The sequence below is a fragment of the Lacticaseibacillus zeae DSM 20178 = KCTC 3804 genome (assembly GCF_000260435.1).
Lineage (GTDB): Bacteria > Bacillota > Bacilli > Lactobacillales > Lactobacillaceae > Lacticaseibacillus > Lacticaseibacillus zeae.
The window spans coordinates 20,897-37,301 of the sequence record NZ_BACQ01000078.1 but is presented as its reverse complement, the minus strand read 5'-3'; the positions used below and the strand labels follow the sequence as shown (position 1 = coordinate 37,301).

General features: G+C 50.1%; 17 protein-coding genes. 8 read left to right on the top strand and 9 right to left on the bottom strand.

Translation table 11 applies throughout. The features are described from left to right. Window positions 1-459 precede the first annotated feature (459 nt). Window positions 460-921 carry a DUF3290 family protein gene (locus GSO_RS14695; protein ID WP_010493675.1) on the top strand — a complete coding sequence of 154 codons (462 nt, stop codon included), beginning with the start codon at window positions 460-462 and terminating at the stop codon, window positions 919-921. A 9-nt stretch (window positions 922-930) separates the two neighbouring features. Next, complete coding sequence (locus GSO_RS14690; protein ID WP_010493673.1) at window positions 931-1,578, top strand: DUF421 domain-containing protein; 648 nt, start codon at window positions 931-933, stop codon at window positions 1,576-1,578. Between the two features lie 8 nt (window positions 1,579-1,586). On the opposite strand, the gene GSO_RS14685 is transcribed toward GSO_RS14690, so the two are convergent. Next, window positions 1,587-2,432 carry an alpha/beta hydrolase gene (locus tag GSO_RS14685; RefSeq protein WP_010493671.1) on the bottom strand — a complete coding sequence of 282 codons (846 nt, stop codon included), beginning with the start codon at window positions 2,430-2,432 and terminating at the stop codon, window positions 1,587-1,589. Window positions 2,433-2,833: 401 nt separating this feature from the next. Further along, a complete protein-coding gene (locus GSO_RS14680) occupies window positions 2,834-3,631 on the bottom strand; it encodes a hypothetical protein (protein ID WP_029345627.1) in 798 nt (265 codons plus the stop codon). 218 nt (window positions 3,632-3,849) lie between these two features. On the opposite strand from GSO_RS14680, the gene GSO_RS14675 reads away from it, so the two are divergent. Then, complete coding sequence (locus GSO_RS14675; RefSeq protein ID WP_010493667.1) at window positions 3,850-4,674, top strand: aldo/keto reductase; 825 nt, start codon at window positions 3,850-3,852, stop codon at window positions 4,672-4,674. A 236-nt stretch (window positions 4,675-4,910) separates the two neighbouring features. Continuing rightward, a complete protein-coding gene (gene nrdI / locus GSO_RS14665) occupies window positions 4,911-5,384 on the top strand; it encodes a class Ib ribonucleoside-diphosphate reductase assembly flavoprotein NrdI (RefSeq protein ID WP_010493666.1) in 474 nt (157 codons plus the stop codon). 4 nt (window positions 5,385-5,388) lie between these two features. Here the strand turns inward: nrdI and GSO_RS14660 are convergent, their stop codons facing one another. Beyond that, a complete protein-coding gene (locus GSO_RS14660) occupies window positions 5,389-6,333 on the bottom strand; it encodes an alpha/beta hydrolase (protein WP_010493663.1) in 945 nt (314 codons plus the stop codon). A 122-nt stretch (window positions 6,334-6,455) separates the two neighbouring features. On the opposite strand from GSO_RS14660, the gene GSO_RS14655 reads away from it, so the two are divergent. After that, window positions 6,456-6,914, top strand: a complete 459-nt coding sequence (locus GSO_RS14655; protein ID WP_010493661.1) for a MarR family winged helix-turn-helix transcriptional regulator — start codon at window positions 6,456-6,458, stop codon at window positions 6,912-6,914. 90 nt (window positions 6,915-7,004) lie between these two features. On the opposite strand, the gene GSO_RS14650 is transcribed toward GSO_RS14655, so the two are convergent. From GSO_RS14650 to GSO_RS14630, 5 genes are all read right to left on the bottom strand, one after another. After that, the gene (locus tag GSO_RS14650) at window positions 7,005-7,676 is read right to left on the bottom strand and encodes an HAD hydrolase-like protein (RefSeq protein ID WP_010493659.1); all 672 of its coding nucleotides are present in this window, start codon (window positions 7,674-7,676) and stop codon (window positions 7,005-7,007) included. An 81-nt stretch (window positions 7,677-7,757) separates the two neighbouring features. After that, complete coding sequence (locus tag GSO_RS14645) at window positions 7,758-8,912, bottom strand: cation:proton antiporter (protein ID WP_010493656.1); 1,155 nt, start codon at window positions 8,910-8,912, stop codon at window positions 7,758-7,760. Between the two features lie 24 nt (window positions 8,913-8,936). Beyond that, window positions 8,937-9,461 carry a GNAT family N-acetyltransferase gene (locus tag GSO_RS14640; protein ID WP_010493654.1) on the bottom strand — a complete coding sequence of 175 codons (525 nt, stop codon included), beginning with the start codon at window positions 9,459-9,461 and terminating at the stop codon, window positions 8,937-8,939. Window positions 9,462-9,617: 156 nt separating this feature from the next. Continuing rightward, on the bottom strand, window positions 9,618-9,965 hold the full coding sequence (locus GSO_RS14635; RefSeq protein ID WP_010493652.1) for a hypothetical protein: 348 nt from the start codon (window positions 9,963-9,965) through the stop codon (window positions 9,618-9,620). A 52-nt stretch (window positions 9,966-10,017) separates the two neighbouring features. Next, the gene (locus GSO_RS14630) at window positions 10,018-10,941 is read right to left on the bottom strand and encodes a proline iminopeptidase-family hydrolase (protein ID WP_010493650.1); all 924 of its coding nucleotides are present in this window, start codon (window positions 10,939-10,941) and stop codon (window positions 10,018-10,020) included. A 166-nt stretch (window positions 10,942-11,107) separates the two neighbouring features. Between GSO_RS14630 and GSO_RS14625 the strand changes: the two genes are divergently transcribed. After that, window positions 11,108-13,456, top strand: a complete 2,349-nt coding sequence (locus GSO_RS14625; RefSeq protein WP_010493648.1) for a cation-translocating P-type ATPase — start codon at window positions 11,108-11,110, stop codon at window positions 13,454-13,456. An 88-nt stretch (window positions 13,457-13,544) separates the two neighbouring features. Continuing rightward, window positions 13,545-13,985 carry a nucleoside-diphosphate kinase gene (gene ndk / locus GSO_RS14620; protein WP_010493645.1) on the top strand — a complete coding sequence of 147 codons (441 nt, stop codon included), beginning with the start codon at window positions 13,545-13,547 and terminating at the stop codon, window positions 13,983-13,985. Window positions 13,986-14,090: 105 nt separating this feature from the next. Here ndk and GSO_RS14615 read toward each other — a convergent pair whose 3' ends face one another. Beyond that, window positions 14,091-14,441, bottom strand: coding sequence for a hypothetical protein (locus tag GSO_RS14615; protein WP_010493644.1), 351 nt, complete (start codon window positions 14,439-14,441; stop codon window positions 14,091-14,093). Between the two features lie 135 nt (window positions 14,442-14,576). On the opposite strand from GSO_RS14615, the gene pepF reads away from it, so the two are divergent. Then, entirely contained in the window at window positions 14,577-16,391 is a 1,815-nt protein-coding gene (pepF, locus tag GSO_RS14610; RefSeq protein ID WP_010493643.1) for an oligoendopeptidase F, read from the top strand. Window positions 16,392-16,405 lie beyond the last annotated feature (14 nt).

Sequence of the window (16,405 nt, the reverse complement as noted above, 5' to 3'; positions counted from 1 at the left end):
CCTCAGGCACAATGGCCTAAGATCGGGCCATCACGCCTGAGGCCACTTACACGCCGACTTCTAACCGCGCCAGTTTACGCTCAAAAAAAGGCGCCCCTTGATCCGTTTAAAGATCAAGGGGCGCCTGACGCGCGTTACCACCCTTATTCGTGTCGGCATAGCGCCAACACCTCACCAGTACCAAATTCGATACCTGGCATCGTAACGGATGCACCCGTTTCAATGGCGTGAACCACTGAAAAGCTATTTGGAGCTCATCTTCTCCGATTAACCGATCGCCTGCTTCCACTGTCCAGGCTCGCTTGGGATCCGCGCTTCAGATACTCTTCTCCGCAAAGCAATGTTGTCTGTTTTGAGTTGCGATTATCATAACACCGTCATGTTTCGTGTCAAGAATAACTTCAAACAGGTTATCATTCTGTTATGATTTGACCAGACTATTATTTTTGGAGGCGTCTCATGGGAACAACTTTTTTTGCGTATTCAGTGCTGACTCATCAAGACAATTGGCAAAACACCTTGCGTTACGGCATCATCATCATCGGAGCTGTGGCGATCATTGCCTACCTGGTTTATTTTCTCCGTCACAAGCGCAGCAACAAATATCGTGACCTTTTAATCCTGGTGGCTCTCATCGAGTTGTTGACGATCGGCATTCAGATTCGCGATCTTCAGGCAAGCCGCACTGCCACTGTTAATTCACAGGCAGTCGCGACTTTATTGCGCAGTGTCGCTACGCAGAAACAGGTGTCCGTCAATCAGCTGTATGCCAACAGTAGCACGGTTCACACGGGGATGCTGGTGACGATTGGGCGGTCCACGAAAAAAATGTACACCGTCACCATCAACGCCGATAACAATAGTTATCAGCTTACCAAGACGACTTTAATTGTCCCGCAAGTCCAATTCGTCACTAAGTAGGAGGCACCCATGGCACTTTTTCAGGATTTATATTTTGTGACCGCAATGAAGCTGCTTTTAGGCTTTATCGTGTTTGTTGTCCAGATTAAGCTCACCGGTAAAGGCAATCTTGCCCCGGCCACGATTGTTGACCAGATGCAAAACTATGTCCTCGGCGGCATTATCGGGGGTGTCATTTATAATACCGACGTCAGCATTTTGCAATTTGTCAACGTCTTACTAATCTGGACACTCATCGTCTTCAGCTCGAAATACCTGACGAATCACAATCGTTGGCTCAAGCGGGCTATCGATGGCGAGCCGCTATTAGTGGTCTCACACGGGAACATTCGCGTCGAAACAGCCACACAGGTTGGGTTGTCAGCCAACGACCTCGCCTATCGCTTACGTACCGCTGGTGTGAAAGATCTGCGCGACGTTCGCCAAGCCTATCTTGAACAGAACGGACAGTTGAATGTCATTTTCAAAGGCGATGAGACTATCAAGTATCCACTCATCTTAGACGGCCAGATTGACCCGGCAGCACTTGATGCGATTGATCGCGATGAAGACTGGCTCAAAGCCCGCCTTGCCGAACAAGGCTATAAACCAGAAGACGTGTATATGGCAAGTTTTCTGGGTGGCAAAGTCGTCATCGCGCCTTATGATCGTGACTAGTCGCGGGTTTACCAGATGAACGAATCGACGGCTTTGGCTACTTGTGGGTTCTCATGTAATGCACTGTGCTGGGCATCGCGGCCAAAGTATTCCTTTTCCTGATAAGTGGCTGCTCGTGTGCTGACAAGATAGCGCAAGGATCGCGAAGAATTGTTAGACACACGTCCATCTGAATCGCTGCCATTGTGGAGATCGCCGTAAATATTCAGCACTTTAACGCCTTTGGGAAAATGATCCCGTAGCCGCGCCAATTCGGCATAGTTTTCGTCCATGGGCGACGGGTATCCGTTGGCCGCCAGCTTAATCTGATGCGGTTGATCACCCATGCCAATAATGCCGTCAAAATGCCCGGCAATGGCAACATAATGCTTCATTTTTGGCAGTTTGCCTTGATTCTGATTGCGAACCGCATAAAACATCACCGCCATGTTGCCCATCGAATGTGCGACAAAGTTAACATTGCGCACACCATAGCGCTGGTAAAGCTGGCGATTAATCGTCGTCAACCAATCAGCCAGTTTCACGACGTCAGGATTCTTGTTGTCTTGAAAAATCACCTGAACGATGGGCTTGCTGACACGATGCGGATCACCGGTCCAGTGCACTTTGCCGTTTTTAGCAACTGTTGCCGTCAGCACTTTGGTCGCACCAGTCCCCTCGGCCCGCCGAATCAGAGTATTCGTCGACCCCGCACCGCCAGAATAGCCATGCAAATAAAGCGTCGCCGTGCGTCCAATCGTGGTTTCTTCTTTAGTTGGCGGCGTATCGGCCTGATTGTTATACCAATACCACCCAGCACCGGCAACAAGAACGACAACCAATAACGCCAACCAAAGCCACTTATCTCGTTTCATGAAACCTCCCTTTCTAGTGAGCGTGAGCCGGCGCGCTTAGGAGACGGAGTGTAAGCGGCCTTGGTCGTGATGGCCCGAACTTAGGCCATTGCGACCAAGGTCCTTACACGCAGACTCCTGCGCCTGGGAACGCGTTATAGTGAGCGTGAGCCAGCCCGGTTAGAAACCGGAGTGTAAGTGGCCTCAGGCGTGATGGCCCGACCTTGGCCATTGCGACTGAGGTCCTTACACGCAGGTTTCTGGGCTGGCGAACGCGTTATGGTGAGCGTGAGCCGGCGCGCTTAGAAGTCGAAGTGTAAGCGTCCTTGGGCGTGATGGCCCGGGCTTAGGCCATTGCGACCAAGGTCCTTACACGCAGACTTCTGCGCTGGCGAACGCGTTAATGCGATTCAATAAACCCGTCATGCCGCATTCACCGACTCACTTTCATCGGCGGCCGGCCGCGGCAGGAAATGACTCAGCGCCGCGATCACCAACCCAATGACAATGGTCCAACCGGCCACGCGCTGCCACAACGGTGAATACGCAAGAAGCAAATCACGCGCCAGTTCAGCATTAACCGGCATTCGGGCACTAATGGCGCCTAAGAACGGGCTAGCGGTTGTTAAAACTGCCATAAATCCGCCCATATAGCCCATGATGTAAGTAGAACGACCCGTGACCACCAAGAATCGGCGCCAAGAGTGAGCGGTTTTTAGCATAATCAATAAAACGATCACCATCAGGATCGCCGCCACAATGACCGCGGTTTGGGTCATGAGCACCAATAACGGATAGGCCCGTCCCCAGCCCTCAGACATCACGAACTGATTGATTTCGCGATCAAGGAAGGTTGTAAGGCTCGTCAGCACTTTCTTTTGATCAAAATTTTGCCCTTGATCGGCAGCGGCTTTCTGCAGGCGACTAGCTATGCTTTCTTTAATCGTATCCAGTGACACGCGCATTTGATTATCCGCACTGGCAGTCACCATTTTTGAAGCCAACCGTTGCGTGTCATCGATGGTGACCAGCGTCGATTGCGGATTCAAAGTAGCGCCGTTCTTGTTCGCCGTATCGATTAATTCTCTATTTAGGGATTGGGTCATCTGCACCAACCCTTTGCTTTTAACAATCACTTGTTCAGTGCGGGCCGGTGTTCCAACGGTCAACATCATTCCCGTGCTGAAGGCTTCAACAAAAAGAAGCACCCAGAAAATCATGGTGAAAAATGCAAACCAACTTCGGGAAATGGCTCGCCATTGTTGTGTTCTCGTTTTGATCACCTGCTTCCTTATATGGCATTCATTATACACGATGCACCATCGTGACTTGTACGCATCCTGACATTTGGACTACACTAAATGAAGCGGCAACGACATCACCTGTTATTGCACGATAAACCACCAGCGATTTCGTATTTCACAAGGAGGTTGTTTGCATGCACTATACGTTAAACGACGGCAACGTCTTGCCGGCAGTCGGGTTCGGGACATATAAATTAAATGGCACGAACGGCGTCAGAGCTATGGTCGGTGCCCTTAACCTAGGGTATCGCCTGCTTGATGCAGCGTTTAATTATGAAAACGAAGGTGCTGTGGGCGAAGCGGTTCGCCAAAGCGGCATTCCCCGCAGCCAATTGATCGTTGCATCTAAGTTACCTGGCCGTCATCACCGTTACCAAGAAGCGATTGACACGATCGAAGAAAGCCTGTACCGCGCTGGCCTGGATTATTACGATCTTTATTTGATCCACTGGCCTAACCCGAAAGAAGGACTTTACGTTGAAGCGTGGCAGGCGCTGATTCAAGCGCAACGGTTCGGCTTAATTCGCTCAATTGGTGTTTCCAACTTTTTGCCGGAGCACATTGATCGGCTGATTAAAGAAACCGGCGTCACGCCAGCGGTTAATCAAGTGGAGCTACATCCTTACTTTAACCAGCAAACCCAACGTGAGTATGATGACGCCCATAACATTCAAACAGTTGCCTGGAGTCCCTTAGGTCGCGGTGCCGTTTTAAAAGAACCTGTCATCAAGCAAATTGCTGCGGAACATGGTAAAAATGTCGGGCAGGTTATCCTGCGCTGGGATCTCCAACACCGTGTCTTGCCAATTCCAAAATCGGCTCATCTTTCCCGGCAGCGCACGAATCTTGATATTTTTGATTTTAGCCTGACAAAGGAAGAAATGACAGCCATTGATCAGTTGAGCAAGCCTGATGGCCGCTTAAGGGATCAGAATCCGGCTGTTTATCAGGAGTTTTAATTTGTTTCCATAACGCGTTCGCCGGCGCAGAAGCCTGCGTGTAAGGACCTTGGTCGCAATGGCCAAAACCCGGCCATCACGTCCAAGGCCACTTACACTCCGGTTTCTGACCGCGCCGGCTCACGCTCACTCAAAAGGAGTCGCAGCGTTTCGCTAAAGACGACACCGCGACTCCTTTTTCTGGCTTTATGGCTACTAACCAGCAATTTTACTTTTAAACGAAAGAGGCAATCATCATGACTGAACCTATTCGCGTTTTATTCATTTCAATCTCCGGCAACACGCGCGCTTTTGCTCATCGCTTAGCCGACTATGCCGAAGCCCAGCACCAGCAGAATCCCGACAATCCACCGATTCAACTGAAGGAAATTTCTGAAGCCACCCAGAGCGATGGAGAAACCAAACCGTTTTTTGTCATGGTGCCCACGTATCTTGACGGCGGCAACGGCATCGACAATGGTGTCAAGGAACTGATGACCAATGCGATGGGCGACTACCTTGCTGAAGGTGAAAATGCCGAGTATTGCTTAGGCATCATCGGCTCGGGCAATCGGAATTTTAATGAACAATACTGCCTCACCGCCAAACGCTACGCTAAAGAATTCGACGCCCCGTTTTTAGCCGATTACGAACTTCGCGGCACACCAAGCGATGCGCAAAAGATTTACACGATCCTTACCCGTGTTGCCGCCAACGAAGCACAGCATTAAGCAGTCAAGCAGTCAAGCACCAGTTGGCGTTGAACCAGCCGACTACACGTTTGGCGTAAACCTGGGGATGATCCGGAAAACTGCGCGCATGAGCGGCACCTTTAACCACCCAAAGCGCTTTTTTCGCTTTAGTGGCTGCGCGATAATTCTGGTAAACCATTTTTGTCGGGACAAATGTGTCTTTGGCTCCGTGGATAAAAAGAATCGGCCGCGTATTCTTGTGCAAAGCCTCAATCGCGCTGGCGTCAAATACGTTGTAACCTGCCTTAAGCGTTGCGGTCAGCGCCACTGCCGGCACCAACGGCCACTTTGGCAAATTAAACATTGACTTGGCTTGATATGCAAGTTCGTCAATAATGCTGGTGTAGCCGCAGTCTTCAACAATGCTCTTGACTTGCGGCGGCAGCTTCTCGCCACTGACGTACATCACGGTCGCGCCGCCCATCGAGACACCGTACAAGGCAATTTGACTTTGTTTGCCTTGTTTTTTGATGATTTGGTTAATCCACTTCAGGTAATCTAGTCGGTCTGGCCACCCATAACCGATATAATTGCCTTCCGATTGTCCTTGGCCGCGATCATCAGGAGCCAGAACATTGAAGCCGGCATCATGAAACATCTTGATTTGCGGCGCCATATATTCTTTGTTCGTCATATAGCCATGCGCCACCACAACGGTTTTGGTCGTTGGTTTGGCCGCCGGAACATAATCCGCCACCAACTTAAGCTTGTCGCCAACCGCCTGCTGCGTCCAGGTTTCTTTATGTACGGATTTAAGCCATGCTTTCCCGTCCGTAATGATGCGACTCTCTTTGCCACTCAAAAAAGACTTCTTTGAGGGTACAAATGCATATTGGTAAAAATAAAGACTGGCCCCAATTAAGCCCACCACAATAACCCCAACGACTGACAGTATCCCGATCAGCCATGCCTTTTTATGTTTTCGCACGTTTTGTAGCCTCCATAAGTAGTTCAAGTCCTTTACATAACTAAAAAGTGTACCGCAACTTTTCAGAATTTCAAGTTACATGTAGCCTGTGTTTTGTTAAGATAATGTCTGGAGGAAGAAAAATGACTGATAAACCCTTACTAGAGGCATATGTGGATGCCTATTTCTCAACATTCAAGAATATCAACGAACTGATCTCAGAACCCATGGCCCAATACCATTTGAGTTTCGAGCAATACCGGATTTTATCCGACATTGCCAATGATCCCACCATCAGCTTGACTGCCATTGTTGCCAAACGCGGCGTAACCAAGCCGGCTGTTGCGCGGCAAATACGCGTGTTGCGTAATTTGAATTACGTGACGCAATCCAAGTTCGAAGCTGATCGGCGGCGTAATACATTGCAGCTAACACCGCTTGGTAAGCAGGTAGAAGCCGCGATTACCAAAGAAGCCAGCGAGCGCTTCAACGAATGGGTGAACGCTTTAGGCGTACGCAAAGCCAAGCAATTTGTGAAGCTTTTAAATGAAATCGGCACAAAAGTCATCCAGCCCCGGCAAGCTGCTAAAAAAGAGCAATAGGCTGCTGGACTGTCTGGATATAAAAACGACGTCAAAGCTCGGAAAACCGAACTCTGGCGTCGTTTTGTTACTTGCAGATGTACCACACTCTCAGGACTTGGCGTTAAGTTTGGCAACCTTTTTCAAGCCTTCCGGAATTGCTTCCGGCTTATCGGCCAAGACTTTAGCGCCGGCATCTTGCAACTCCTTGGCCGACCCGAAGCCATAGGTGACGCCGAGCAGCTGAACATGATTATCCAAGCCACCGGTCATATCGTTTGCACGATCGCCAATCATGACACTGGCAGCAGGGTCAGTCTGGGTCGCCTTCAACGCATAGGCCAAAACATCGGTCTTTGTCACCCGAGTTTGCTCATCGTCACTGGCACCGTATGCACCGGCAAAATATTGATCCAGTGAAAAATGTTTCACCAAACGATGCAACATGGTCTCTGGTTTTGCCGAGGCAATGTACAGCTGATCGCCTTGTTGCTTCAATTCAGTCATGGTATCCAGGAAGTTAGGGTAAAGTTTTGCTTGATACAGGCCCTCTTCCTCGTAGTAATGATGGAAAGCGTCAATTGCCCGTTTAACCTCGACATCATCCAACTCCGGCCAGACTTTCGGCAACATATCCACCAAAGCCGGGCCGATAAACTGTACATACGCCGAATTATCCAAAGGCCGCAAGCCGCGATCCTGAACCATGTACTTTAATCCCGCGACAATGCCGGCTTCTGAATCTGCCACGGTCCCATCAAAATCAAAAAATAAAGTTGCCATTAAAATCCTCCTTATTCTCAACCGTCCATAAGCGCCTCAAACCGTCATGAACACTAATTTTTGGTGAGTTTACGACTTACATTATACAAGTTCCTGTTCCCGATGGAGGGCGTCCTTTAGAATCACCGGCGCAATTAGCGTTGTCAGGACAATCACCACAATGACCGCCGAATAATACTCAGCATCCATCAACTTAGCCTCAAAACCGATTTGGGCCACGATCAAGGCCATCTCGCCGCGGGACACCATGCCAGCACCGACCACGTTACTTTGCAACCAGGTCGCCCCGGCCAGGCGATCGCCGAGGCCGCAACCGACCCACTTGGTCACCAAAGCCAACAAAGTCAAAATGGCGATAAACCCGATATCGCGACCAAACGTATCAAAGCGCATGTTCAAGCCGACGCTGACAAAGAAAACCGGAATGAACACCGCATAGCCAATCGCACTCAGATTACTGTCAACTTCCTGCCGATAATGGGTCTGCCCAACCGCAACCCCGGCAAAAAAGGCACCGATAACCGCTGACATACCAACAAGATCCGCCACATAGGCCATCCCCAAGCAAATCAGCAGCGACATAATGGTGACGGCAGATGCCGGGAACAGTTTTTCCGCCAGCCCCATCAAATACGGTGCCGCCCAGCGAACCACCAGATAAATCCCGATGAAGTACAGCAACTGTTCAACAATTTGCAACCAGAACGGCACGCTGGCTGTCTTTTGTTCCCCTAACACTGCCACCGTGAAACTCAAAATCAAAACCGTCAGAATATCGTCGACCACCGCCGCACCCAAGATGGTCGCCCCATTGCGGCCGTCCAGCGCATGCAGTTCTTTCAAAACCTCAACGGAAATCGAGACGGATGTTGCTGCAAAGGTGATGCCGAGAAAAAGGCTGCTGGTCAAATTGAATCCCCAAATGTGCGCAAAGCCGAACACGACGACCACAGGCACGATCACCCCGATCATTGCTACCAGCATGCCGGGTTTGAAGTATTTTTTCAGTAAATCCAAATCGCTTTCGAGCCCGGCTAAAAACATCAAAATAATAACACCAATTTCGGCAAATAATGAAATCGTATGGCTAGGCGTCAGCCAACCCAATAATGCCGGTCCAATTAAAATTCCCGCTAACAACTCACCGATCACGGCAGGCATTTTCAGCAAGCGACTGATATGCGCCAGTATCAATGTTGTTACCAAGATGAGTGCTAAGTTGCCAATATCCTGCATATTGCTCCTCCATTTTGAAAATCGTCAACCCGTTGTCAGCCGCACCTCGTAGGCATTCCGTTCCGGCACGGGCTCATCCATGTACACAATTCCGCGAAAATCGAAACCCATCCCAGTAATCGCATGTTGCATAATCACATTTTGTGCGTGGGTATCGACCCGTAAGTCGGTAAAACCGCGGCGATAAGCTTCACTCATGATGTTGCTGAAGAAAACCCGGCTTAGTTGTTTGCCGCGGATGCTGCCATCAAGCGCAAACCGATGGACGGCCAGGTATGGCACATCGGCCAGCCAGCCTTCCCCATCGATCCGGAGATAATGTGGATCCGGACCCACAACCAGCGCCGCCAGTCCGGCCACTTTCCCGTCAACCACGAGCACCCGGCTGATCCCGGTGGCAATGTCCTGCTCAATGGCTGCCTGATCCGGATAAGTGCCTTGCCATTGAGGAATACCCTGATCGCCTAGAAACTTGCGAGCGGAAGCAATCACCCGCATCATATCAGGAATATCGTTGGTCGTCGCCGCGCGCATGAAAATGGTTGACATCAGCTTCATCTCCAAAAAATAATTGTATTGCCTTATTTTCCCGCATCTGCCCGCAAGTTTCAATCTGCTCATTGAAAGTTAAGGCCCTGACTCAAACTTAGTGACAAAAAGGCCCTCGCAAATGAACTACGAGGGTCATTTTCGTTGCTAACAAGCTTAATGACGGTGATGCATGTGATGCTTCTTGTTCAAAGGCACCTCTTCGTACTCGGGTGCAAAGACGTCATGGGCGCCGCGATGTTCTGGCGCCAACCGCCAGTTGTGGCGACCATGATGATGCTTGTGCATTTGCAACTTAAGACTCAGCTGTTTGGTTCGTTCTTTTTCGATGCGCAGCTTCTGGTGACCGCGAATGATCATGATGCCGCCGCCTAACGCCAACGCAATTGGAATCAAATGCACAACGGCCATCGGGATCATCAGTTCTGGTTGTTCCTCGATCGCCTTATCAAACGCGTGGACCGGTTCAAATAGATCATCTTTTAATTCATCAATGCTAGCCATGAAAGCACCTCCATTACCTGAGTAACTTTAAATTACCACTTTTATTATAACGTTAATTGGCGCTTAAAGGGGGGTTTGCATCGGTTTGTGCGAGCCACTGGCCTAGATGGCTGAAATAGTCAGTCGGATTGTCCAGCATCTGCCCGTGTCCGGCGTTTGGGGTAACATGCAACGTGGCATGCGGAATCGTTTTGGCCATTCGTTCCGCGGCGGTCAATGGCATGGTTTCATGCCCGCCAAATGTCAAATAAGTCGGCACCGTAATCCGGTGAATATCGGCCCGGCGATCCCAATTTTTAAGCGCGCCGACCATCACAAATTCGTTGTCACCTTGAAAATAGTGATAGACCGGCGTTGCCAGTGTTGAAATTAAGTGCCGTGGCTGAGGATCGGCTGCGTGGTGTAGATAGTGCTCACCTAATTCGCTCACTAACGCCTGGTATTTGGCATCGTCAAACGCATGGCGCGCCTCGATTTGCTGCATATACGCAACGTCTTCAGGTGAAAACATCTTTTCGCGAATTTTGTTGATATTGACTAGGTATTCATCCAGATTATCAATCATCGAGCTTAGGATCAGCCCCTTAAGGTGTTCGCCATATTTAAGCGCATACTCGATCGCCAGCACCCCGCCCCAAGACTGTCCAAGCAGGCAAAAGTGATCAATCCCCAGCTGCTGCCGGACATTTTCCACCTCATCGACGTAATAATCGATGTTGAGGAATCGTTTTTGATTGGCCGGATCCGAAAAGTCGGGTTGATCGGAAAAGAATGAACCCAATTGGTCGTAACGGGTGACCCGGACACCATACGGCGCCAGTTCTTGCGCAAAGTTTTCAAACACTTCGTTGGTGCCGCCGGGTCCGCCGTGCAAGGTCATCAGCCGAATCTGGCCTTGGCCTTGCGTTTGGGTCCATAGATGATAACCGTTTGGCAACGTTACAAAGCGGGTTCCGTTCGGGTTTAGTTTTACCATGCGATCGCTTCTTTCCTGTCATTTAGCCCTTATTATGACGGTTGCCGCGGGCTCAGACAATAGCATGTGGCCAGCAGAACTTCAAATATTCGTAAAAACAAGTGTGATATTCGGCATCTGGTTGCATAGATTGGTAAAATAAATGAAAAGAATTGGAGGGCATGCGATGGCAGCGCAAAACATTTCACCTGATCAAGGTTTATCGGCACAACAGGTTCAGCAGCGGTTTGACAACGGTCAGCACAACCTTCCGCTTAAGCCGCTGACCCGTTCCATTAGCCAGATTATCCAAGTCAACACGTTTACTTTATTTAATTTGGTCAATGTTGTTCTGGGCGCGCTCATCATCACCACCGGCAGCTACAAAAACCTGTTATTCCTTGGCGTGGCCATCATCAACACTGCCATTGGTACCATTCAGGAAATTCAAGCAAAGCGGCAGATCGATAAAATGTCCATCCTCGCCGCTGCTCATGCCACCGTCATTCGTGACGGCCAGCGCCAAAAAATCGATCTCGAGCAACTGGTCATGGATGATATGGTGCTTCTCAAACGCGGCGATCAAATTCCGGTTGACGGTACCGTTGTTGCCACCAACGGGCTTGAAAGCGATGAAAGCCCGCTGACTGGTGAGTCGCGGCCGATCACCAAAAAAGTGGGCGATCCGTTGCTTTCCGGTGCCTTTGTGGTTTCCGGACAAGCTACCATGCAAGTGACCGCTGTCGGCAAAGATACCTTTGCCGCTAAACTTTCTTTGGAAGCCAAAGCCGAAAAAGCCAGTCAAAGTCAATTACTGGCAACAATCAATCGCATCATTCGGGTTTTAACCTACGTGCTCATCCCGATCGGTATCATTCTTTTTTCCGTTTCCATGATTCGCCGCGGCAATTATAATCGGGCTATTTTAACCACCAGTGCGGCCATGATCGGGATGATTCCGGAAGGTTTGGTGTTGCTGACCAACGTGGCGCTAGCTGTTTCTGCCCGCAACCTGGCCGTCAAACGCGTGCTGGTTCGGGCCTTACCTGCCATCGAAGCCTTGGCGCGTGTTGATACGATTTGCCTGGATAAAACCGGGACGATCACCAGCGGAAAACTCAAAGTTGCCAACACATTGCCGGCTGCCGGTCACACCGCTGAAGATGTCACTAGTGCTGCGGCAGCCATCGTGTATGCGCTCAACGATGATAACGAAACCGCCTTAGCCATCAAAGCCGCAATCGGCGCTGATGCGAATCAACAGGTCACGCAAACCATGCCGTTTTCATCTGCGCGCAAATGGTCCGGCGCGGTGGTTGACGGACGTGCTTTATTTATGGGCGCGCCGCAGTTTACTTTTGGCGACCAGCTGCCTGCGGACATTGCGACCCAAATCAAACAGGCTGCTTCAAACGGTTACCGCGTGCTGGCGGTGGGAACTGCCAAAACGCTTGCTCAGCCGCTGGTGAACCCGGAGTTGCTCGGGCTCATTTTGATCACCGACGAATTACGCCCGACTGCCATTAACACCTTTGATTTCTTCAAGAGTCAAGGCGTGGCATTAAAAGTGATCTCCGGTGATGACCCGATCACGGTCGCCAATATTGCCAAACAGGCACACCTTGAAGGCGCCGATCGCAGTGTCGACATGAGTACGATCGCTGCGGATGCCACTGAAGCCGACTTTCAGGCTTTGGTCAAGCAATACAACGTTTTTGGCCGCGTCACCCCGGATCAAAAGAAGCAACTCATTATGGCTTACCAAGCATTAGGCCATACCGTTGCGATGACCGGTGATGGGGTCAATGACGTCCTTGCTTTGCGCCAAAGTGACTGCAGCATTGCCATGGCTTCCGGTTCCGATGCTGCCAGCTCGATTGCTGATTTCGTTTTACTAGATTCTAACTTCGATGCTATGACCGGTGTGCTCAACGAAGGCCGCCGCGTTATTAACAACATCGAACGCGTGGCGTCAATGTACCTAGTCAAAACCATGTACTCCGTCATCTTAGCCACCATTTTCGTTTTCCTGCCACTCGACTATCCCATCGTACCGATTAACCTCACACCGGTTTCGGCCATCGGCGTTGCCATCCCTTCCTTCTTCCTGACGCTAGAGCCTAACTTTGAGCGCGTCACCGGGCAATTCATGCAAAAAGTCATGACCGTTGCCGCGCCAGCCGCTATCAGCGTGGTTGTCTACACCTTATTGCTAACTTGGATGGAGTCGTTCCTGAACCTCAGCTTCGACACCACCTCAACAATGGTCGCGATGTTGATCGGCACAATTTCCCTTAATGTGTTACTGGTCGTTGCCCGTCCCTTCAATCGGCTCAAGGTCGGCTTGCTGGCTGGTTTAAGCGCTGCGTTATTCCTGGTATTCTTCATTTTCAACCATGTCTTTTCGCTCGCCAGCTTGTGGCAGTGGCAGCTAGCATTGATTTATGTACCTCTCATGGTCTCGACTGTACCGTTTTATCTGCTCATCCAGGAATTCCTTGGTCGGCGAGTGTTATCAAAAATCAATTGGCGCTAGACAAAAATTCCATCCGCCATTTGGTTTGACTCGTGTATACTGAATTTGGATGAATTTTCTGAAAATATTTAGGAATCGAGGCACACGCATGGCAGAGGAACAAACTTTAGTTTTGGTCAAACCCGATGGCGTCGCGAATGGGCACATTGGTGAGGTCATTACCCGCATTGAGCGGCGCGGCTTTACTATTGAGGCCTTAAAAATCACTCAGGCAACAACCGCCCAATTGCATCAGCATTACGCGGCACTTGTCGACAAACCTTTCTTTCCAAAAGTTGAACGGTTTATGACCAGCGGCCCGCTTGTGGCCATGGTTGTCAGTGGCTTTAATGTCATTGAGGCCGTTCGAAAAATGACGGGCGCAACTAATCCGGGAGACGCTGCACCAGGCACCATTCGTGGCGATTTTGGGCGGGAATGGGCCGACCAAACCATCCGCAACGTGATTCACAGTTCCGATAGTGAAGAAAGCGCACGGCGAGAAATCCCGATTTGGTTTGCCGATAAGCAATACGCGCCTAAATCATAATCACCGGGCGGGTACATAACTAATAATCGGAAAAAAACCGCGGTACGATCTTTGTAACGATCGCACCGCGGCTTTTTTATGCCAACACGTTAACGGCAAGCAAATTTAATAATACGTACGCCGATTACCAAAATTCAGCTTGGCAATAATCGTATTCGGCTCCGTCTGATCCGGTGACTGGATCCACAGGCCGCGCGAAGCCAATTCCTTAAACAAGTAATTCGCGGCAGCAATTTCTTCAGCAGCAGGATCATCAATCGTCGCCCCTGCCTGATGGGCTTGGGCAATAGCGTCGTCAACGGACAATACCACTGTGTCGGCAAAGGTCGTTTCCAAAGTCGCGTATAATTGTCCCAGTTTATCGTCAAGATAGGTCTCTAAAGCTTTGAAAAAATCCGCATGGTCGGCTTTTCGATCAAAGTAGCGCGCCACTAGCTGATTGTTGTCGATACCCATTCATAACACATCCTTTTTATATAATTCTACCATGAGCAGTTAGCCGAAAGAAATAATCGGTTCAACAGGAGGCCGACACGCACCTTAAGCGCGATCAATGCTATACTTTAGCCACCATGTGAAGGAGGCTTTTTTATGAGCGAAACTGAGTTACCTAAACGCCAGGCGGTTGATCCGAAGCTGACTTGGGATCTAACCCCGATTTTTCATGACGACTTTGCTTACGATGAAGCGGTCAAACAGGTCCGCGCCTTAACCAAGGATTTTGTCCGCATGTACCAGGGAAAATTGACGGAACCGGCCGTGATTGTCGATGCGTTGGCCGACTACGGCACGATTGTGGCCCTCGATAGCAAAATTGCCCACTGGGGATTCATGCCGTATTCGACTGATACCACCGACCCCAAATTGCGCGAACGCCAGGCACAAGTTACCGCACTGGGCGGCGAAATTGGCGGTCAATTGAGCTTCTTTCAAGCCGAGCTCACCCAGTTATCCGAAACCGTGCTTGACGCCGTGGTCGAAAAAGCACCCGATTATGCCGGCTTCATTCGCCAAATCAAAGTGGCCAAGAAAGGCGCCTTGCCGCCTGCTGCCGAAAAGGTGTTAGCGGAATTGTCCCCGATTTTTCAGGCACCCAGCAACATTCGCGACCAAACGATTTTCGGCGACATGGACTTCGGCACGTTTACGGCTCACGGTAAAACCTATCCGCTTTCATTCGTGATGTACGAAGAGAATTACCAAAAGCATCCCGACACCGAAATCCGCCGCGCCGCCTATGCCCAGTTTAACAAGACTCTGCGCCGCTATGAAAACACCATGGCTGCCGGCTACTTAGCACAAGTCACCCGCGAAAAAATTACGGCAACCATGCGCGGTTACGATTCCGTCATCGATTACCTGCTCGCCGACCAGGAAATCAATCGGGAAATGTTTAACCGCCAAATCGATGTGATCATGCACGACCTAGCACCTATCATGCGCAAATATGTGACCCACGTTAAAACGCTTTGGGGATTGGATCACATCGGTTATACCGATCCGCAAATCGACATTGACCCGAGCTATGCACCGACCATCACCTTGGCACAAGCTCAGGAAATGATCAAAAACGCGACGGCTTTAATGGGTAAAGATTATCAGGATCAGATGATGCAGGCATTTTCGGATCACTGGATTGATTTTCCCGCCAATCAAGGTAAAGACTCAGGCGCGTACACGGCCGGGCCTTACGGTGTCCATCCATATGTTGAAATGACTTGGAGCAACACACTGCCAGCAGTGTACACGCTGATTCACGAGCTGGGGCACACAGCGCAGATGGTCCGCTCGCAGCAAGCGCACAATGTTCTTGATGCGGACTTCAATGATTACTTAGTTGAGAGTCCTTCGACTTTCAATGAATTATTATTGACCCACTATCTGGAAGAAACTGCCAAAGACCCGCGGATGAAGCGATTCGCTTTGTCACGCTTGTTGAATGACACCTATTTCCACAACTTTGTCACCCATTTGCTTGAAGCGGCTTTTCAGCGTGAGGTTTATACACTGATTGATAAGGGCGAAAGCTTTGATGCTGCGCGCCTTGATGCGATTACACGTAAAGTATTGACCGATTTTTGGGGCCCGGCTGTTGAGCTTGAAGAAGGCGCTGAGCTAACTTGGATGCGGCAAAGCCACTACTACATGGGGCTGTACTCATATTCCTATTCTGCCGGTTTGACCGTGGCCACTCAGGCTTTTCAAGCTATTGAGCAGCAAGGTCAGCCTGCTGTTGACCGCTGGCTCCGATATCTGAGTCTGGGTGATTCACTCGATCCCACCGCCGCAGCTCGTGTTGCCGGCGTCGATGTCACCACGGATGCTGCCCTGAAACACGCTATCAGTTTCTTAGGTGATACGGTAGATGAAGTCGTGGCTTTGAGTAAGGAAATCGGCCAGGATTAGTCATAGAACTATGC